We start from the raw sequence: 19,682 nt of genomic DNA, 5'->3' as shown, positions 1-19,682 counted from the left end.
TTTTGAAGCATTATGAGACAATGTTTATCCTTAAACCCACTTTAGTGGAAGAGGAATTAAAAAGCAAAATCGCTTTCTACCAGGAGGTGATCACCGGGCAGGGGGGCGTGATCGCGAACACGCTGGATATGGGTGCACGCCATTTGGCTTATGAGATTCAAAAGCATAAAAGGGGCTACTACTTTGTCATTTACTTCCAAGCCGAGCCTAAGGCCGTCTTGGAGCTTGAAAGACTGTATCGTATCAATGAGGACATCTTGCGCTTCATCATTTTGAAATACGAAAACAAAAAAGAGCAAAAAGCATGGCACACTTTAGTCGATCGGGCAAGCAAGAAAATCCTGCACGCTGTGCCTGAAAAGCCCCACAAAGAGACCCCCAAAGAAGCCCCCACAGAAGGCCAAGGTGTATAACAAGATCACTCTTGTCGGGCATTTCACAAAAGATGTAGAAGTACGCCACTTGTCCAGTGGGCTTGTGGTGGGCAAGGGGGGGATTGCCACAAACCATGTTTTCAAAAAGCAAGATGGGAGCAAGGGGGAGGAAACTTGCTTTGTGGACATCGATTTATTCGGGCGCACGGCAGAGATCGCCCAACAATACTTACACAAGGGGTCTAAGGTACTCATTGAGGGGCGTTTGAAGTTTGAGAGTTGGACGGACAATGCGGGCAACAAACGCAGCAGGCATGTGGTGGTGGTGGAAAATTTAGTGATGTTGGAGAGCAAGCCCCAAAACAACCAAGTCCCACAGGGCCACCAAAGCCAAGCCCATAAGCGGGAAGAGAAAATCCCCGAGATCAATGTTGATGACGACATGCCCTTTTAAACTACACTAAAGGAAGTAAATGGAAAGAAAGAAATACTCGAAGCGCTACTGCAAATACACGGAAGCCAAGATTGAGTTCATCGATTACAAGGATCTGGAGTTGTTGAAACACTCCTTGTCGGAGCGCTATAAAATCATGCCCCGCCGCTTGACAGGCAATAGTAAAAAGTGGCAAGAGAGAGTCGAAGTGGCGATCAAAAGGGCACGCCACATGGCGTTGATCCCCTATGTGGTGGATCGCAAAAAAGTGGTGGATAACCCTTTTAGATTGTCTTAATTTTAAAACAAGGAGAAAAACATGGTTTCTAAAAAGTTAGTGTTTCTAGGTTTAGCCACAGCTTTAGCTCTAGCCGGGTGCGACAAAGCTAAGGAAGATCACGGTTCTAAAAAAGAGGAGAGCCACAAAGAAGCCCCCAAACCGGAGGCAGAAAAACCAGTGAAAAAACCCGAGGAACAAAAAGAGGAGGGCAAACCTACAAGCTTGGCCAACCAAGCTGAGGAAAGCCACGCCGCCGCTAAAGCCATCCCCCTGACAGATGAAGATGTCGCTTTAGTGGCTAAAAGTGCTGTGGAAGAGATGTTAAAAGACCCCAAGGTGCAAAAAATCAAGGGGCAACAAACCCTGATGCTTGAACCTGCGAACAGCACAAAAGAGCAAATAGACATGAAAAAACTTACACAGGCCGAAGAGGCGGTGCTGAAAGATCAGAAGAAATTCATTGTGGTTGAACCCCACGCTAAGACTGCCAAACACCCTCACCTAGTTTTAGGTACGAAATTGGTGCAAAACACCACCAAAGAGGGTGTGGAAAACATGCTAGTGTTGCGTTTGGTGAATGGTAAAAGTGGGCAAGAATTGTGGAAAGCTGAAATGCCCATTTTGCACGCTGAACCCCACGCCAAAGCAGGCCGTTAGGTTTTAGTTGTCGTTTTTGTGCTAGGATAGGGCTTTATTTTTAAAACAAGGAGCTGGCATGCGTGCTAAAAAGTGGTTGTTACTAGGGAGCGTTGTGGGGGCTTTGATCATCGTGGGGTGCGGTGAGCCCAAATCAGGGGTCAGCAAAGAGAATAAAGAATACCGCAAAGAAACCAAGGGTGCGCCCAAGTGGGTCGTGGGCGATCTCAACGAGATTAAAATGCACAACAAAGAGTACACCAGCGTTTTCTTGGGTCGGGGAGAGTACGACATTGTGAGCGGGGATGTGTCTTTTGCGACCGATCAAGCCGCCGCCGCCGCTAAAGCAAATTTAGCGTCTAACCTCAAAACCGAACTCACCAAAGAGGTGCAAAGCCACAAGGCGAGCGATGGGAACAGCATGAACAACACAAGCAGTGTGGATGTGGGTGAGAAAGTCGATAAAGTGCTGAATGCCACAAAACTTTTAGCGCGCTGGGTGGGTAAGGACAAGGTTTGGGTTCTTTATGGGCTCGATCAAGGCGTTGTTTCTAAAGTACGCCAAGAATTGGGCTTACAATAAGTGCTTAAGTGAAACAGTTTTGGTTAGGGAGTTTTTTGTTGCCTTTCTTGGGCTGTGCGGCCAACCCCGCTTGGGTACAAAACTGCCCTACTGAAGCCTACATTAAGGGCGGCAAGCTCTTGGCCTGTGCCGGTGCGCCCATTGCGAGCGGCGACATAGATTACGCCGTGAATTTAGCAAGTACAAAAGCTAAGGACAAAATGGCGGCTTGGGTTTTGGCGAAAAACCCTAAGGCCAGCGGACAGGTAGAGTTGGTGGGTACACGCCTAGAATCTAAGTGGGTGGGGGCTTCTAGGGTCTATGTCTTGTTTAGTGTGGATGTGGCGCAGGCGCAGGCCACAAAGACACCAAACACAGCGACACCCAAAGAGTCCACTCCAAAACCCACAGAGCCGAAGACCCAAGAGCCTAAAACCCCGGCTCAGGCAATAGAGCCCAAAAAAAAGGTAGAAACTAAAGATCAAGGGGCTAAAGAGGGTGCGCCAAAGGCGGTAGAATCCGAGCCAAAGGCAACAGTGCGCCCATCGAAGACAGAAGCACCCAAACCAACAGCACCCACACACAAGGCGAGCGCGCCAAAGACAGACATGTCCAAAGAACAAACAAGTCCAAAATAAGAAACTTTAAGCAAATTTAAGCAAACAAGCAGAACAGAAAGGGGAGAATTTAAACGATGGAGTTCAGTAGAAAAGTTGTGGTTTTTTGCGTGGCAGGGGCCTTGGCTTTAGCGGTTGCGGGCTGCGGCAACGATGTAACCTACGCCTCCCAAAAAGATTTAAACGACAAGAAATACGCCACTGTGGGGCTGGATTACCAAGATGTGGAGGATGCCGCCAAAACTGCTGTGGCTTCTATGTTGCAAAGCTCTGATTTCCAGCAATTACAAGGCAAAAAGGTGATCCAAGTTGCAGATGTCATCAACGACACCATGCAACACTTTGACACCGAACAACTCACCCAAATGGTGTTGCAAACCCTCAAAGACAAGGTACAGGACAAGTTCTATGTAACAAGGGTTGCGGGTAGCCAAAGCAATCAGGACAAAACGATCGAGCAGTCTAGAAAATTGCGCGACAATGCAGAGTTTAATCAAGAAACCACGCAGGAAAAAGGCACGCTAAGAGCCCCAGATTTGAGCCTAAGTGGTAAGGTGATCCAGCGCAATGCCCGCGTGAGCTCAAGCAAACAGCGCATCGACTACATCTTTATTTTGCGCCTTGTCAGCATTAAAAGCGGGTTAGAATTGTGGAGTAGAGAGTTTCCCATCACCAAATTAGGGAGCAATAAAGCCGTTTCATGGTAGGGGGCAACATGCGCCAAAGGTTTTTAATTTCTTTGCTGGCTGGGGCTTTTAGTTTGGGAGTTGTGGGTTGTAATAGCACCCCCACACCTACAGCCAAACACGCCTGGCCCACAAGCGATGCCATTGTGGCCACGACCAAGAGTGCTCTAGGCGCGATGCTCAAAAGCCCACAAATCCAACAATTACAAGGGGCGGTCTTTGGAGTCGTGGATGTGATGAACGGAACTAAAAAACGCCTAAACACCGAGCAGCTCACCCAAATGGTGCTCAAAACCTTGCAAGAGATGGGGAAAGACCGCTTCTTTGCCAAAAGGGCGGTTGTGGAAGGCGATAGCGAGGATAACACCATCAAGCAGACCGAGCAGATGCGTAACACCCAAACCACCCCCAAACCCCCCAGCCTTTTCTTAAATGTTTCGGTGGTGCAGCGTCAAGACAACCAGCACGCCACCTATGTTTTGGAGATAGAGGTGGTGAAAATCGCCACGGGGCTACAGGTGTGGAGTGGGGAGTTTCCCATCAGCCATTAGCTCTAAATCTTTTTAATGGGTGGGGTTTAACCTTGATTGCACCCACTCTCGCCCAACACACCCACAAACTACAAAGCACCCCTTGCCCAATGCATTTTGGAACAACCCTAATCCAACGCCCAATCCATAGGGATGTTCTGGGCTTGTAAAAACTCTTGTGCCTGTTTAAAAACCCCACTGCCTAAAAAAGTAGGGGGGCGGGCTTGGGCTAGAGGGCTTGGGTGCGGGGCGCACAACATGAAATGCTTGGGGTTGTGTGTCAAGACTTTCCTCTTTTCTTGCGCCACTTTGCCTAAAAAGATAAAAAGCAAAGGACGCTCCAGCTGTGAGAGTGCGCTTAAAACCCCGTCTGTAAAACTCTCCCAGCCTAAATGGGCATGTCCCTTAGGTTGCCCCCTAGGCACGCTTAAAATAGAATTTAAAAGCAACACCCCTTGACTTGCCCATGCCCTCAAATCGCCATGCCTACTTAGGGGCGTGTTTAGGCTAGCGTGCAATTCTTTATAAATGTTTTGCAAACTTGGGGGTAGAGGTGCCATGCGTGGTACGCTAAAGCTTAGCCCACAAGCAAAGGGCTTTTCTTGGTGCTCGTGTTTAAAAGTACCCGGGTAGGGGTCTTGCCCTAGTAAAATCGTGTGGAGTTTCTCAAAGGGTGTTTCTTCAAAAGCCCTAAAAATTTGGCGCATGGGGGGAAAGATTTGCGTGTTTTGCGCTTGGGCTTGCCTTAGGCTTGCTGTGTAGTTGTGCTCAAGGGTGCTAAAAGTGGGGGTTTGACTCAAGGGCTCTAAGAGCCCAAACCAAGCAGTGTTTTGCAAGCGGGTTAAGATGTAGTGCAGCATTAGACTTCAAACTTAGAAAACTCTTGGTTGAGTTGCTCGTTGTTGGCAAGTATTTCTTGAATATTTTTTTCTAGGCTGAGTCGCTGGGTCTTGATCTTAGAAAACATGTCTACTAAGTTTTGTGTGGCCCCTGCCATTTCTTTGATTTGTTGTCCGATTTGCTGGTTGCTGGTGATCGCCTGTGTGGCGGTTTGGTTAGAGATGGACAAGCTGTCTTGCACGGTCTTAATGTGGGGGAGCAGACCGGAGGTTTGCTGGGACAAATCCTCAGATTCAACTGCCATTTGCTGGATTCTAGAGCCCATGTGCTCGATGCTTTGGGTCACCATATTCACCATGCTTGCAATCTCTGCTAAAGATTTTTGTGTTTTCTCGGCAAGTTTACGCACCTCTGTCGCCACAACGGCAAAGCCCCTGCCATGCTCGCCCGCTCTAGCCGCCTCAATGGCGGCGTTTAGGGCCAATAAGTTTGTTTGTTCTGCGATGTCCCTAATCAGACCCAGCACCCTTTTGATGTCGGCAGCGCTGTTGGTCAAGTCCTTGGCCTCTAGAGCGATCGCGCTCTGGCTTTGGGCGGAGTTGAGGGAGAGTTGTACATGCTGGTTGATGTTTTGGCTAAAAGTGAGCATGGAGTCGTCAGCCTGCTTGATTTTGTCTGTGGCTAGCTGCAAGAGTTGCATGGCTTGGCTGGCACTCTCATCCACATTTTGGCTCAAATCTCGCATGGTTTGGATGATGGTGTCCTCGTGGGTTTCTGTGGATTTAAGGGTTTGTGTGGTGTCTTGGATGGCGTGGTTTGTGGAGATGTTGGACATCAAAATGCTGCGCGAGTTTTTGACAATGCCCTGCAACTTTTCGATGAACAAATTGAAGAAATGCGCTGTGCTCCCCACCTCATCCAGCTTACTGCTCTCTAGGCGCTGGGTTAAATCCGCTTGTTTGGATTGCGTCAGCATGCTTGCCATTTTCTTTAAACGCCCCAAGGGCCCAAACAAATCGCTTTCAAAGCGCCACAACACCACAACCCCGATGAATGCACACAGCCCCAAGATGTAGCCCAAAGTTTTTAGGGTGTGTATGAAAATTTGCCCATAAATATTACTCAAATCAAATTGTACATTTAAAATGGCGAGTACATCCCCTATTTTTGAGTTGGTGTGGCAACTTAAACAGAGTTGTTCGGCCACAAAAGGTTGGCGCAATAAAATCAGGTGCTTATTGTCTTTTCTAATGAAATGGATAATAGGGGTCGTATTTTTACGCTCGAACATGCGGCGCATTTCAGGGTTTGTGGTAAAGCCCATGTTTAATCCAAAAAGATCGATCACTTCCTGAGAGGGGACAAAGTTGACATGCGCGCCTTGAATCCCTTGGCTGTCTTTCACGACTTTTCTTAATTGGTTGGGATCACCCGTGAGCGCCGCTTCTTTAACCATGTTGATGAGTGCTTGGTTGATGACTTGGATCAAAGCCAAGCTTTGGGTGGTGGTGAGCCTTTCATACCCCGTACGCAAAAAGAAATACACCGCACTAATCACAAGCAAGGATGCAACGAGAATATAAGCGGTCATCTTAGCCTTAATGCTCTTTAACACCTATATGCCCTTTTATCTGTTATATTGGCTATTATTATAACAAATATTGGTTTTTAAGGTGCATAAATGAAAATCTTAGTCCGTTTACCTAATTGGCTTGGCGATGGTGTGATGGCCACCCCTTTTTTGCAAATCCTGCAAGCCCATTTTCAAGAGATCAATGCGGAGTTTATCTTAGTCGGACCACCCAAGGTCTGTGCCCTGTTTGGACACACCCCTAATTGTACACTGGTGTTGGACAACACCAAAAAGGCCTTTTGGCGCGCCCTCGCCACTTACAAGCTGGCTAAACGCATCGGTCCTTGCGACATTGCGATCACGCTCAACAACCACTTTTATGCCGCCCTGTTGATCTATTGGACCAACACGCCTAAGCGCATCGGCTATGAACGCACGGGGCGCACTTTTTTGCTCACCCACCCCCTAAAGCCCATCAATGCCCACCAAGTGGAGAGTTATTGCCACCTGTTAAGCCCCCTTGTGCCTAAAACCCCCTACCCCCTCTACTCATCCACGCCAACCCCCTAGAGCTGGGGGGGTCTAAGAACATAGGTGTGAGCCCGGGGGCGGCCTTTGGGAGTGCCAAGCGCTGGAAGCCCGCTTATTTTAGAGAGCTGATCGCCAACTTGTTGGAAAGGGGCTATGGGGTGTATGTGTTGGGGGCTAAAGATGATTTGGGCGTGGTGCAGGAAGTGTTAGAACCGCTGCCACCCCATCCACTTTTACACAATCTGTGCGGCAAAACAAGCATCTCCGAGCTCATCGACACGATCGCCGCCCTAGACCTCTTTATCTGCAATGACAGCGGGCCGATGCACATCGCCGCCGCCTTGAATGTCCCCATCATCGCCCTTTTTGGCCCCACAGACCCTAGAGAAACGGGGCCGTGGCAATATAAGAAAGCGACCCTGCTCTCTAAGGCCATGCCCTGCTCACCCTGCAAACAGCGCACCTGCCCGCTCAAACACGACAACCACGCCTGCATGACGCGGCTATTGCCCTCAAGCGTGCTCAAGGTTGTGGACGAAGTTCTATCTTAGCGCGGGCCTGTAAATGGCTTAACAAGGCTTGCAAGATGTCCTCATCGTCCTTGCTTTGGGCTTTCAACAAGACATCTTGATCGCCCCCCATGAATAGCGTGATGTTTTGCCCATATTGTGAGATTTTATGGATTTTTAGGCGGTTAGCTAAAATCTTGATCCGGATGATTTGTAAAAATTGTGCGCTCATCACATCTAGTGCACCAAAGCGATCTTTCATCTCGGCTTGAATCTCTTGCACACTGGCTAAATCCTTGCAAAAGCCCAAACGCCGATACAGCTCTAAACGCAGGCTGTCGCTGGCGATGAGCTTGGGGCTTAAAAACCCACTCACACTGAGTTTCAAATCCACGCCCACATCCTGAGTGCGCCCACAAATCGCCTCTTCTAGCATTTTTGTGTAAAGCCCATAGCCAATGCTCTTGATATGCCCACTTTGGTGCGCCCCTAAGAAATTGCCCCCGCCCCGAATCTGCAAATCGTGCATGGCGATGCTCGCCCCACTGCCTAAGTAAGAGTTTTTCTCTAGGGCAACGAGCCTTTTCTTTGCCTCATCGCTCAAACTCTTGACATTTTGCACGAGAAAATAACAAAAGCCCTCCAAATGCCCGCGCCCCACACGCCCCCTGAGTTGGTGCAAATCGGCGAGCCCGAAGTTGTCGGCGTTGTCAATGATGATGGTGTTGGCGTTGGGTAGGTGTATGCCCGATTCCACGATCGAAGTGCATAAAAGCACTTCGTAATCCCCCCTAGCAAAGTCTAGCAAGGCTTGTTCGGCTCGCAGGGCGGGGACCTTAGAGTGCAGGATTTGCACCCGTAAGTGGGGCAGTAGTTTCAAGAGAGCGGCCTGCACCTTGGGCATGCTCTCAATGTGGTTGTGGATGTAAAATACCTGTCCTTTGCGCCGCAACTCCCTCAAGATCGCTTCTTTTAAAAGCGCGTCTGTTTTCTCTTTGACAAAGGTGCGGCTAGGCTGCCTGATGCTAGGCGGGGTGTTTAGGGTGCTGACCCCTTTGAGCTTGGATAAGGCCATGCTGAGTGTGCGGGGGATGGGCGTGGCAGACATGCTAAGGCAGTGCACGCCTTCGCTCAAAGACTTGATCGCCTCTTTTTGCTTGACCCCAAATTTATGTTCCTCATCCACGACAACAAGCCCGAGTTCTTTAAAACCAGCCTCTAAGAGGGCGTGTGTCCCCACAACCACATCAACCCCCCCTTTTTTTAAGCCCTCTAAAACAGCCTTTTGATCCTTGCTGAAGCGGTCCAACTTTGCCACTTTTAGCCCAAAGGGTTCTAAGCGCGCTTTTAAAGTGGAAAAGTGTTGGGCGCATAAAAGCGTGGTGGGCACAAAGAGCGCGCTTTGCTTGCCGCTTAAGAAAATCGCATAAATAGCGTGCATGGCGACCTCTGTCTTGCCAAAGCCCACATCCCCATTCAAGAGCCGATCCATCACTTGCCCGCTGGCAAAATCCTGTAAAATGGCGGCGATGCTTTGCTCTTGATCGGGGGTGAGCGCAAACCCACAGGCTTTTTTAAAGGCCTGCATTTGATGGGGGTCGATGTGCGCCCAATCGTTTTTGAGCGCATTGCGCTTGGCGGCCAAAGCGATGATTTGAGAAGACATGTCTAAAATTTTTGCTTGCACCTTGTCTTTGACCTTAGCAAAGCTGCCCTTGCCGAGTTTGTCTAACAAGGGCATGTCTTGGTTGGCGATGTAGCGCTCGATGAGGTGCAAATTTTCCACAGGCAAGAGCAGGCGATCGGCGTTTTGGTATTCTAGGGCGATGAAGTCGCGCACGCTGCCGAGCACGCTTTGTTGCACAAGCCCCTTAAACAGCCCAATGCCGTAGTTTTCATGCACCACAAAGTCCCCAGGGACAAGCTCGTTTAACATGAGCTTAGAGTGGTTGTAGTTGGTGGGGGGCTCATAGCTGTGCATGGATAAAAAAATCTGTGTGGGCGTAGAAAAGTGCAACACACAGGTAGAGAGCGCACTTTCAAAGGGGGAGCTCAGCTGGGGCAGAAAATCCACATTTTTGGCAATGAGCGTGATCTTTTTGGCGGCGTTGAGTTCTAAAAAGTCTTGCAAGTTTACCGGTTTTTGGATGTCTTGGCAGTGCGGCGGAGTGGCCAAAAGGGGTAGACTTAAAGCGCGCTCTAAGGCGGGGCTAGGCTCTAGGCTGTGCCACTCTTTGGCTTGATCCTTGGCCCCTGCACTTAAAATGGTGTCATACTGCGTTAAAAAATCACGCCCCAAATCCTCCAACACCCAAAAGCCTAGAGACGGCAAATCGGGCATGAACACAGGGGCGTTTAACTTCTCTATCCGTTGTTGCAAAAGGGCGTGTGTGGGCGCATCTAGACTAAAAAGGGCGGGGGTGATCTCGATCTGCTCGATTAAAAGCGGGTCGCTCAGTTGCGTGTGGGGGTCAAAGGTGCGGATGTCCTCGCAATCTTGACCTAAAAAGCTTAGGCGATGGGGCTTTGCTTGTCCGGGGATGAAAATATCCACAATGTCGCCTCGAAAGCTCGCCTCCCCGGGCAGTTCGATCAAATCCACAAAGTCGTAACCAAAGAGCCTTAGTTTTTCTTGCAAGTCTTGTAAACGATAGCTCTCTAGGCAAGTGATGGCAAAGCGTTGTAAAAGCTTGGGGCAGGGCAGGGGGTTTAAGAGCGCGCTCAAAGGGGCTAAAAGCTTGGTGTTGGGATCACTCTCTAGCGCAGCGTAAAAACGCCCTAGAGTGCTCAAAAGCTCTTTGATCTCGCCGCTAAAGGCGCGCATGTCATCAAGGTAGTGGGCACGCAGTTCAGGCAACATAAAAACGGGGGTGTGGGGACTAAAAAAACGCCACACTTGCAAAGCCTCTAAGGCCTCTTGTCTGTCTTTGGTGGCTAAAATCGTGGGTTTAAAGCCGCCCAAAGCGGTATAAAGGCTAGCTTGAATCATGAAGGCTTGGCGGTTTTGTTCTCTTCTAGGTTTTGGATCACATCTTTTCTAGGATGGCTCTCCCCGGTTAAAATCCCCTTGCGCTCAATGATGAGCTCGGAGCTTACGATCTTGCCATCCACATAGCCTAAGGGCATGATCTCGATCACATCCGCCTCGGCGTTGCCGTTAAACTTACCACTCACCACCAAGCGGTTGGCAAAAATGTCGCCCATCATCACGCCATTTTTACCGATCACCACAGTGTTTTTAGAGTGGATCGTGCCCTCAAACTCGCCATCAATGTGTAAATGGCAGTCGATGTTTAATTCGCCTTTGAACTTGGTGCCTTGGGCGATGATGGTGGCTGATCCATTAGCAGGTTGTTTATGATCGTTAGCAAAGATTGCCATGCAATGTTCCTTTCCTTTGTGAAGATAAAGTCAAAATCTTTCATGTTCCACTTAATGAAATACATGGGGTTGATGGGCTTGGTTAAAAAACGCACCTCATAGTGTAGGTGCGGGCCCGTGCTCATGCCAGAGCTCCCGCTGTAGGCGATGAGTTGGCCTTTTTTGACAAATTCCCCATTCTTCACCACGATTTTTTTTAAGTGGGCGTAGTAGGTCTTAAAGCCAAAGGGGTGGTAGAGCTTGATGAGTCGTCCATACCCCCCGTTCCACCCCCGTCCCGCAAAGCCCACCACCCCATTGGCGGTGGCGTAAACGGGGGTGTTGATGGGGGTGCTTAAATCCACGCCTGTGTGGTTTGCCATGCGGTGCAAAATGGGGTGGTAGCGTTTGGCAAAGGTACTAGACACCCTTGTAAAACTCTCTAAAGGGTTATCGTTGGGGATGAAGCGCATGATGAAAGTCTTTTGTGCCCCCGTGATGCTAGCGACATCTAAGCGCTGGGTTAGGGAGGTGTCGTCCTCTTGGCTGTTATCTACACCCACGAAGTCTTCTAAATCATTGATTCGATCTCCGGCGAGCATGATTTCCTCTAAATAGCCTTGTAATTGTTGGTTTAATTGGGCGTGGACCTTGACGCTCTTTTGGTATTCGCTATTTAGTTTTTTGGTTTGGGTTTTTGTGGCGTGGATTTCGTGTTCGAGCGTGTAAAGGGCGATGGCCAGAAAGAGCAACACCCCTAACACCAACAAGAGCAGATAATAGGCTAGTTGTTTATAGACAACAGGGATATTTAGAGTTTTACTCCCATCGTTGTAAGTAAAGATTAAAATCAGCCGTTTATTGAGCCACACTGAATTTCCCTAAACTTTGGGCTTGGGCTTTTTTATAGCCCTGCACCTGCACCATGTCCTCAATGCTGTAAAAGAGGTTTTGCCAATCCACCTGTTCGTCTTTAAAGACCATATTAAAATTTTTCAAATTCCAATCCATGAACAAGGGCATGTCCACAATCCGCCCCAAAAAGCGGATTTCATAGTGCAGGCTCGCGCTGCTATAGCCCAAGAGTTCGCCCTTTTGCACAAAGGCGTGGGGTTTGATGGCAATGGAGCTTAGGCGGGCGTAAATGGAGGTGAAGCCAAAGGCGTTTTCTAGACGGATCAATTTGCCATAGTCTTGGAAATTGTGCTGCAAGAGCAAATCCACGATCCCGCTGGCGGTGGCGTAAACGGGGGTGTTGGCGGCCACACTGAAGTTGTAGGCGTTGTAGGGGCCCAGCGACTTTTTATGGAGGGTGTTGGCCTTCAGGCGTGCGCTGTAGCTTTTGACCGGCTCGCCATTGGGGATGAGGGAAAGGGCGAGGGTCTTATTGGCTTGAGAGAGGGCGTTTAAGTCCACTTCATACGACTTGTCTACTTTGGTTTTTTCCACTTTTAAAATGCTCTCTAGGTCCTTGATTTTATGTGTAACTAGGGCGATTTCTTGGGTTTTTTGGGTGATTTCTTGTTGCATGTTGCTGTTCTTATGGTAAAGACTTTGGTAATTGGCTTGGATGATGTTTTTATCCAAAGTGAGCCCACTGATGCGGTGCACTAAATAGACCAACACCAAGCCCCCCACGATGAGCACAGCAAGCACTATAGCCCCCGCCACTAAAGCGTGCCTTTTGGCGTTTTTAGGCACACGCCACTGCCTTGAGCCGTTTTCATCGATGATGGTGAGCATGAACTTATCTGCCAAAGCCCCTCCCTTGTAAAAAAGTACGCACCACACTAAAAGAGCCTGCCACCAAATAAGATTTACGCGGATCTAGCTCCCCTTGAAAAACCCCATAAGGCAGGTTTAGCTGCTCTAAAATCCCTTGTAATTTCTCTTGGGGCATGGTTTGGTTATCTTGCACGGGCAAGACCCACACATGCCGCACGCAGGGCTTTAAACTTTTTAAAACCCCCAATGCGTCTTTTCTTGCATAGCTGTTGTAAATCAAATCCACTTGCCGCCCCCTTAAGGCGTTGGCTAGGGCTTTTGCCCCCCCCACATTGTGCGCCACATCGAGCAAGACATGAGGGGTAAGGGCTTCAAAACGCCCCCTTAAATTTAAGCGTTTCAGGGCTTTGGGCGCAAGATTTAGGGCGTGCAGGGCACTTAAAGCGGTTTGTAAATTTTGCACCAAAAAGGGCGGATAACCCCACTTTTGCCCCTCTTTTAGAGCTTGTGGGCTTAAATCCTCAACAAAAAGTAGATTGTGCCCAGCCAACAGCTCTTTAGCCAGCTCTTGCACTTGTGGCTCTTGTTTGGCAAAAATGATCGGGGTATTGGGCTCTAAGCCTAGCCCTGCTCTTAATTTAGTCGTGGCGATTTCTAATAAATTTGCGCCCAGCCGGTCGGTGTGGTCTATGCTCATGGGCGTGAACACAAGGGCAATGCGGTTGTTTAAACTTGTGGTGCTGTCAAACTCCCCGCCCAGCCCCGCCTCGGCGACCATATAATCGCAATCTTTAGCCAACACCACTGCCAAAAGTGTGGCGTATTCAAAGTAGCTTAAGTTCGGGTCTAGGGGCAGGCTTTGTAAATGGGCGTGGGCTTGCTCTAGTGGTGCTTGAGCGATATTTTGCCCATTGGTGTAAAAACGCTCATTAAAGTCTAGCAAATGCGGAGAGCTAAAGTGCAAGACTTTAAAGCCACTCGCCTCCAAGCTTTGGGTGAGAAAGCGTCCCGTGCTGCCCTTGCCATTTGTGCCGATGATTTGGATTTTAGGCGTGGTGTCTTTGAAATACCGGCAAAAATCGCGATACGCTTTTTCAAAGCGTTTGGGCTCAAAGGGGGCAAGTTCAAAGGGTTTTGTGGCAAGAAAATCCCCCAACTTCATTTATTCACCTTGCCCTCATAGGCGATTTGGGACACAAATTGCGTGAGGGTCTGATCCAAAGCCTGCCCGATGGCATACAGGCGGTTGTTGTAGGTGATTAAGGGGTCTTGCAAGGACACGGCGTAGTTGTAATAGCCATTGTCCTCAAAGGTCTTGGTCGTGCCCATTTTGTTGTCGTAAGTATAAGTAACATACACAGTTACCCTATAAAAGGTGGTGAAGCCTTCTTGGTTTTGGCTGATGGAGGTGTCGATGACCCTTTTCATTTCAATGGTGATGATGGAGTCGGCTTGTTTCTCTGTGGTGAGGGTGTTTTGGAAGCGTTGTACGATGAAGCGATTGAGCAAGTCTTTAAACTCCACAGAGTTTTTAGGGTTGGGTAAATTCACCACCAAGCGCACGAACACCCCCTTACCCAGCACTTTATCTGCAAAGTTGGCGATGGGCTGATACCCACAGCCACCAAGCAATAAAACTAAAACCCACGCCCGCCACATTGTTTAAGTAACGACAAAATTCACAAGCTTGGCCGGCACGACCACTTCCTTAAGCACCTTTTGCCCCTCAAGCCATTTTGCCACTTCTTGGCGAGCGGTTTCCAGCAAAATTGCTCGATCTATGTCTTTGGGCACGCTGACAAGCCCCCTTTTTTTACCATTGACGGTGATGGCGATGTTGATGCTCTCTTGCTCTAGGGCTTTTACATCCACTTTTAGGGGTTTGAAGTTGCTTAAATTAAAGAGTCTTTGTGAGATTTCAAAACACACATGGGGGATGATGGGCTCTAGGGTGTGGGTTAAAATGTAATAGCCCTCTGTCCAGACCTCTTGATTTGTGCTTTTTTCTAGGGCGTTTAGGGCCTCCATACACGCAGCGATTAGGGTGTTGAAGGGATAATTAGGGATGGCTTCTTTAAAAATATCGTGGCATTTTTGCAGGGCCAAATGCACCTTTTGGCGGGCTTGTTTGTCCTCTGCGCTTAAGCTGCTAGGCTCAATTTGGGGCACATTTTCACAAGGCTTGGCTAAAAAGGACTTTTCGTAAAAACGGCGTAAAAAGCGCGCGGCCCCCTCTAGGGCTTGGTCATTCCAATCCAATTCTTTGTGCGGGGGGGCAACAAAGTGGATGTACAGCCTTGCAATGTCCGCCCCGTGTTTTTCTAAAATTTCTCTGGGTGTTACGACATTGCCCTTAGACTTGCTCATTTTTGCCCCGTCTTTAAGTACCATGCCCTGTGTGATGAGCGTTGAAAACGGCTCGTCTAATTTGACATAGCCCAAGTCCCTAAGCGCCCTTGTAAAAAACCTCGCGTAGAGCAGGTGCAAAATGGCGTGTTCGATCCCCCCAATATACGAATCCACACCCATCCAATAGGCGAGCTCTTGGGACTCAAAAGCTTGTTTATCCCAAAGTTCTTTGGGTGTGGTGTAGCGCAAGAAATACCAGCTAGACTGAAAAAAGGTGTCCATGGTGTCGGTTTCTCTTTGTGCTTTGCCTCCACATTGCGGGCAAGTGCAGTCTTTGAAAGTAGGGTGCTTGTCTAAGGGGTTGCCCTCGCCATCGATCGCAACATCTTCGGGCAATAAAATGGGCAAGTTCTCTAGTTTTTCACACACCAGCCCACAGCTAGGACAATGCACCATAGGAATCAACGCCCCCCAATAGCGCTGTCTTGAAATGCCCCAATCTTGCAAGCGGTAGTTAATGACCCTTTGCCCTAGTTTTTGTTCCTCAAAGAGCGCACTTAGTTGTTCTTTGGCCTCGGTGGTGCTTAAGCCATTGTATGCATGGCTGTTTTGTAAAATCCCCTCATCGTTGTAAGGTACTTCCTGCCCTACAATCAAGGGCACAATGGGGATATTCAAGAGTTTAGCAAACTCGTGATCTCTAGGGTCGCAACCGGGCACACCCATTAAAGCCCCACTGCCATAATTTTCTAGTACAAAATTAGCCACAAACACGGGGATGAGCTCTTTTGTGAGCGGGTGGATGGCGTTTAGGGGCAAGCTGACCCCCCGTTTTTCCAACGCCCTAGTGCGCATGTTTGTGTTTTGGATGGCTTTAATCTCTTCTGCTGCTTTGGAGGTCAAAACCCCTTTGTCTAACAAGGTTTGTACGAAGGGGTGCCCGGGGGCTAGGGCGATGAAGGTTACGCCATAAATGGTGTCGATACGGGTGGTGAAAACTTCCAGCCCTTGAGAGTGTCCTAACAACTCTTGGCTTTTTTCATCAAGGTTAAAACTAAAGGCCATCCCGCTAGATTTACCCATCCAATTTTCTTGCATGCGCAAGACTTGGTTAGGCCAGTGCCCCTCTAAAGTTTTTAAGCCCTCTATCAGTTCCTCTACATAGGCGGTGATTTTTAAGTAGTATTGGGGCATTTCTTTTTGCTCCACCAAACAATCGCAACGCCAACACCGCCCATCGATCACCTGTTCGTTGGCTAAAATGGTCTTGTCGTTGGGGCACCAGTTGAGCCACGCCTTTTTTTGGTACACCAAACCTTTTTCATACATCTCAATGAAAAATTGCTGTTCGATTTTGGTGTAATCGGGCGCACAAGTGGCAAACTCCCGCTCTTGACAAAAAGAAAAACCCAAAGCCTTAAACTCTTGGCGCATTTTGGCCATGTTTTCATAAGTCCATTTTTTAGGATGCACCCCGTGCTTGATGGCGGCGTTTTCTGCGGGCATGCCAAAAGCGTCAAAGCCCATCGGGTGGAGCACATTCAAGCCCATTTGGCGGGCATAACGGGCCAAAGCGTCTCCAATGGCGTAGTTACGCACATGCCCCATGTGCACCTCTCCGCTAGGATAGGGCAACATGCTTAAAATGTATTTCTTGGGCTTGCTAAAATCGTTGCTCGGTTCAAAGGCGCGGGTGTTGGCCCAAATCTTTTGCCATTTTTCTTCAATTTCTTTAGGGTTATAAGTTTGCATCAGTATTCCACATCTGTATTTTTAATGCTGTCGATCACCAAAAGCACCAAACAAAAAACATTGCTGATCAATGCCCCGATCATCAAGGTGTAGGCAAAGATCAAATTATTGAGGATTTGCAAAAAGACAAAGGCGGGCATGAGGTGCAAGAGGGCGACCAAAGAGCCCCCCATCAACTCGGAGGCAAATTGCTTTTGTACCCCAATCTTAAGCGTGGTCACGATGAGGTTTAGAGCCATTGCCACAAAGAGAATCACCACATTCGGCTCGTACAAAAACCCCGCAATGGAGGTGGTACTCACCAAACTAAAGATTGTGAAAACAACCCGACCCCAGTCCATAGCTCTCCTTTGTGCCTAAACCCGCCCGTGTTCGTATTGGCGGCGCAAGCGTTCTTTTTCTTGTTTCTTTTTTGCTTTTTTTAGTTCGTTTTCGTGGTAGCGTTCTAAATCAAAGCCTAGCAAAATCGCCACTCTGGGGGCGATGAAAATCGAGCTGTAAGTCCCCACGATCGTACCAATGAGCATGGGCAGGGAAAAGCCCACCAAGATTTTAGACCCAAAGACATACAACACCAAGAGCACAAAAAACACGGTCAAAGAGGTGAATAAAGTCCTTGTGAGCGTGCTAGAGACCGCTTCATTGATGACAAAATTTAAGTCGTTCGTGCGCTTGGTGAGCATGCCCTCTCTGATGCGATCAAAGATGATGATGGTGTCGTTGATCGAGTAGCCGATCAAGGTTAAAATGGCGGCGATGACTTCCAGGTTTAAATCAATATTGAAGACAATCACACTGGTGGCGGTAATCAAGCTATCGTGCAAAAGGGCCACCACGCTAGCCAGCGCAAAACGCCACTCATAGCGCACCCCCACATACAACATCATGGCAAGGATGGCCAAGACTAAAGAGAGCACGCCCTTTTGTTTGAGCTCATCGCCCACTTTGGGCCCCACGCTGTCTAGCTTGCGGATCTCAAACTTGCCCAAGGGCTTTAAAATGTGGGTGATCTCGGTGCTCAAGTCCTTATGCACCTTGCCCACGGGGATTTTGATCACCACTTCCTTGTCCGAGCCAAAGGCACTCACCTGCACGCCGCTAAATTGTGCTTCAGCAAAGGCTTGACGGATTTTGGCGATGGGGGCTTTTTGGGTGAAGCGCACTTGAGCCACGCTCCCGCCCGCAAAATCCACGCCCAAATTAAAGCCCTTAAACAAGATCAGTCCCAGACAAGCGATCACTAAAAGCGTGGAGGCTGCAAGCCCCCACTTGGAGTACTCCATAAAATTGATGATTTTGACTTTCTTAAACAGCTCCACTACGCCCCCTTTGAGAAACTTGCTTAGACATGCCAAACCACAACGCCAAATTTTTGTTGCGCGAGATTTTGGGCAAAATGGCTTGGTAAAAACCTTGCGTGCCGACAATGGCCGTGAGGATCGAGGCCAAAATGCCAATGCTCGTGGTGAGCGCAAAGCCCTTGATCGAGCCCGTGCCATAGGCATAAAGCAAGAACGAGGCGATGAGAGAGGTCAGGTTGGAGTCAAAGATTGCCCTTGAGGCGTTGGCATAGCCCGAGTGCAGGGCTTGTGCAACACTCTCATTGCGCCTTAAGCCTTCGCGCACCCGTTCATTGATGATGATGTTTGCATCCACCGCCATCCCCACGGTCAGCACAATGCCCGCCATGCCCGGCAAGGTCAAGGTCGCCCCAAAGATCGCCATCACGGCGATGATTAAAAATAAATTGACGATGAGGGCCACGCTGGCGATCACGCCTGCCAAAGCATAGTAGGCGATCATAAAAACCATGACCAAAATGAAGCCCCCGATCAAAGCCACGATCGAGGTTTTAATGCTATCAGCCCCAAGACTAGGCCCGATGATGCGCTTTTCTAGGACTACAAGGGGCGCGCTCAACACCCCGCTTCTTAGCGCAATGGCTAAGTCGCTGGCTTGCGCGACTGTGAAATCTCCGCTGATCTGCCCGCTACCACCCCCGATACGCTCCCTGATGTAGGGGGCGGAGTAGACTTTATGATCCAAGACCACCGCCATGCGCTTGCCGACATTTTCGCCCGAAAAGTCGCCAAAAATCTTCGCCCCTTGCGCATTTAAAGAGAAACTCACCACAGGGCGGTTGTCTTTATCATAGACCACCTGCGCATCTGTCAGCATTTCCCCATCTAAAATGGGGATCGCCTTTAAAAGCAAATGCCCATAAGCCTGCCCACCCCTACCCGCATAGGGCAAGACCACATCGCCCAGCCTTTTGATCTCTTCATCGGTGAGGTTGTCTAAATATTCGTTCTTTTCTTCATCCACCGCCATCATTTGCAAGTGGGCGGATTTGGTGATCAAGTCCTTTGCCCGCTGTTCTTCTTCAATGCTGTCGATCCCGGGCAGTTGCACCAACACCGCATCTTTGCCTTGTTGGAGTACAGTTGGCTCGGCTAGGCCGAATTGATCGAGGCGGTTTTTAATGGTGCTGATGACCTGCACCACGGTTTGCTGTTTGTAAGCCTGTGCTTTTCTAAAGGAGAGGCGCAGGGTGTAGTTGTTGCCCGTGGTGAAAATCTCCACCCCATCCTTGCGCAAGTCCTCTAAAATCTTATCCACGCCCTTTTCATCGTCCTTGTCTAGGAGAGTGAAAGACACGCCTTGCAAAGACGAGTGCAAATCTTGGACTAGGATGTTTTGTTGCTTAAAGGCGTAATCGAGTGAGGAGGCGATGGAGGCATACTTGGTTTTTAAAGCCTCTTGCACCCCCACACCCAAAAGCAAACTAAGCCCTCCCCTTAAATCTAGCCCCAAAGTGATCTTAGGGCCTTTGGTTTGTAAAAAACTGGGCAGTGCAAAGCCCACGCCAAAGATCAAAGCACAAATAAAGGCTAAGAGCCGTGCGTTAAAAACCCGTTGCACGGG

General features: G+C 49.1%; 20 protein-coding genes and 1 pseudogene. 9 read left to right on the top strand and 12 right to left on the bottom strand.

Translation table 11 applies throughout. The annotated features are described in order from the left end of the window. Window positions 1–2: 2 nt before the first annotated feature. From rpsF to K6J72_RS00165, 8 genes are read left to right on the top strand one after another with little or no spacing between them, the layout of a single operon-like run. On the top strand, window positions 3–413 hold the full coding sequence (rpsF, locus tag K6J72_RS00200; protein WP_221279553.1) for a 30S ribosomal protein S6: 411 nt from the start codon (window positions 3–5) through the stop codon (window positions 411–413). Continuing rightward, a complete protein-coding gene (gene ssb, locus K6J72_RS00195) occupies window positions 406–828 on the top strand; it encodes a single-stranded DNA-binding protein (RefSeq protein ID WP_221279552.1) in 423 nt (140 codons plus the stop codon). The genes rpsF and ssb overlap by 8 nt, the downstream gene beginning before the upstream one ends. Before the next feature lie 19 nt (window positions 829–847). Continuing rightward, on the top strand, window positions 848–1,105 hold the full coding sequence (gene rpsR / locus K6J72_RS00190) for a 30S ribosomal protein S18 (RefSeq protein WP_015107151.1): 258 nt from the start codon (window positions 848–850) through the stop codon (window positions 1,103–1,105). 21 nt (window positions 1,106–1,126) lie between these two features. Then, a complete protein-coding gene (locus K6J72_RS00185; RefSeq protein WP_221279551.1) occupies window positions 1,127–1,744 on the top strand; it encodes a hypothetical protein in 618 nt (205 codons plus the stop codon). A 58-nt stretch (window positions 1,745–1,802) separates the two neighbouring features. Next, window positions 1,803–2,306, top strand: coding sequence for an LPP20 family lipoprotein (locus K6J72_RS00180; protein ID WP_221279550.1), 504 nt, complete (start codon window positions 1,803–1,805; stop codon window positions 2,304–2,306). Between the two features lie 8 nt (window positions 2,307–2,314). Further along, window positions 2,315–2,923, top strand: a complete 609-nt coding sequence (locus K6J72_RS00175) for a hypothetical protein (protein WP_221279549.1) — start codon at window positions 2,315–2,317, stop codon at window positions 2,921–2,923. 56 nt (window positions 2,924–2,979) lie between these two features. Continuing rightward, the gene (lpoB, locus tag K6J72_RS00170; RefSeq protein ID WP_221279548.1) at window positions 2,980–3,609 is read left to right on the top strand and encodes a penicillin-binding protein activator LpoB; all 630 of its coding nucleotides are present in this window, start codon (window positions 2,980–2,982) and stop codon (window positions 3,607–3,609) included. Window positions 3,610–3,617: 8 nt separating this feature from the next. Further along, window positions 3,618–4,139 (top strand): penicillin-binding protein activator LpoB, encoded by a 522-nt coding sequence (locus K6J72_RS00165; RefSeq protein WP_221279547.1) that lies wholly within the window; start codon window positions 3,618–3,620, stop codon window positions 4,137–4,139. Between the two features lie 107 nt (window positions 4,140–4,246). Here K6J72_RS00165 and ung read toward each other — a convergent pair whose 3' ends face one another. Together ung and K6J72_RS00155 are read right to left on the bottom strand one after the other, a co-directional pair. Further along, window positions 4,247–4,978 carry a uracil-DNA glycosylase gene (ung, locus tag K6J72_RS00160; protein ID WP_221279546.1) on the bottom strand — a complete coding sequence of 244 codons (732 nt, stop codon included), beginning with the start codon at window positions 4,976–4,978 and terminating at the stop codon, window positions 4,247–4,249. Next, window positions 4,978–6,573, bottom strand: coding sequence for a methyl-accepting chemotaxis protein (locus K6J72_RS00155; RefSeq protein ID WP_221279545.1), 1,596 nt, complete (start codon window positions 6,571–6,573; stop codon window positions 4,978–4,980). The genes ung and K6J72_RS00155 overlap by 1 nt, the downstream gene beginning before the upstream one ends. A gap of 66 nt (window positions 6,574–6,639) precedes the next feature. Here K6J72_RS00155 and waaF point away from each other — a divergent pair. After that, window positions 6,640–7,613, top strand: a pseudogene (gene waaF / locus K6J72_RS00150) (lipopolysaccharide heptosyltransferase II). Here waaF and mfd read toward each other — a convergent pair. Genes mfd through secD form a run of 10 tightly spaced genes read right to left on the bottom strand, consistent with a single transcriptional unit; the run spans window position 7,585 to window position 19,679 of the window. Next, the gene (gene mfd, locus K6J72_RS00145) at window positions 7,585–10,560 is read right to left on the bottom strand and encodes a transcription-repair coupling factor (RefSeq protein ID WP_221279544.1); all 2,976 of its coding nucleotides are present in this window, start codon (window positions 10,558–10,560) and stop codon (window positions 7,585–7,587) included. The pseudogene waaF and the gene mfd sit on opposite strands and share 29 nt — an antisense overlap. Next, window positions 10,557–10,952, bottom strand: a complete 396-nt coding sequence (locus K6J72_RS00140) for a bactofilin family protein (RefSeq protein ID WP_221279543.1) — start codon at window positions 10,950–10,952, stop codon at window positions 10,557–10,559. The genes mfd and K6J72_RS00140 overlap by 4 nt, the downstream gene beginning before the upstream one ends. Further along, window positions 10,865–11,803 (bottom strand): M23 family metallopeptidase, encoded by a 939-nt coding sequence (locus K6J72_RS00135; RefSeq protein WP_221279542.1) that lies wholly within the window; start codon window positions 11,801–11,803, stop codon window positions 10,865–10,867. The genes K6J72_RS00140 and K6J72_RS00135 overlap by 88 nt, the downstream gene beginning before the upstream one ends. Then, on the bottom strand, window positions 11,790–12,689 hold the full coding sequence (locus K6J72_RS00130) for a M23 family metallopeptidase (protein WP_221279541.1): 900 nt from the start codon (window positions 12,687–12,689) through the stop codon (window positions 11,790–11,792). The genes K6J72_RS00135 and K6J72_RS00130 overlap by 14 nt, the downstream gene beginning before the upstream one ends. Beyond that, window positions 12,679–13,818 carry a folylpolyglutamate synthase/dihydrofolate synthase family protein gene (locus K6J72_RS00125; RefSeq protein WP_221279540.1) on the bottom strand — a complete coding sequence of 380 codons (1,140 nt, stop codon included), beginning with the start codon at window positions 13,816–13,818 and terminating at the stop codon, window positions 12,679–12,681. Before K6J72_RS00125 ends, K6J72_RS00130 begins: the two co-directional genes overlap by 11 nt. Further along, entirely contained in the window at window positions 13,815–14,315 is a 501-nt protein-coding gene (lptE, locus tag K6J72_RS00120) for an LPS assembly lipoprotein LptE (protein ID WP_221279539.1), read from the bottom strand. Before lptE ends, K6J72_RS00125 begins: the two co-directional genes overlap by 4 nt. Before the next feature lie 3 nt (window positions 14,316–14,318). After that, entirely contained in the window at window positions 14,319–16,757 is a 2,439-nt protein-coding gene (leuS, locus tag K6J72_RS00115) for a leucine--tRNA ligase (protein WP_221279538.1), read from the bottom strand. Beyond that, window positions 16,757–17,098: a DUF6394 family protein gene (locus K6J72_RS00110; protein ID WP_053941027.1), complete on the bottom strand. Its 342-nt coding sequence runs from the start codon at window positions 17,096–17,098 to the stop codon at window positions 16,757–16,759. Before K6J72_RS00110 ends, leuS begins: the two co-directional genes overlap by 1 nt. 15 nt (window positions 17,099–17,113) lie before the next feature. Further along, on the bottom strand, window positions 17,114–18,076 hold the full coding sequence (gene secF, locus K6J72_RS00105) for a protein translocase subunit SecF (RefSeq protein ID WP_221279537.1): 963 nt from the start codon (window positions 18,074–18,076) through the stop codon (window positions 17,114–17,116). After that, window positions 18,063–19,679: a protein translocase subunit SecD gene (secD, locus tag K6J72_RS00100; protein WP_221279536.1), complete on the bottom strand. Its 1,617-nt coding sequence runs from the start codon at window positions 19,677–19,679 to the stop codon at window positions 18,063–18,065. The genes secF and secD overlap by 14 nt, the downstream gene beginning before the upstream one ends. Window positions 19,680–19,682 lie beyond the last annotated feature (3 nt).

It is taken from the genome of Helicobacter sp. NHP19-003 (assembly GCF_019703305.1).
Classification (GTDB): Bacteria; Campylobacterota; Campylobacteria; order Campylobacterales; family Helicobacteraceae; genus Helicobacter; species Helicobacter gastrocanis.
Note: the sequence above shows the minus strand (reverse complement) of the source record. Positions and strands in the feature narration are given on the sequence as shown.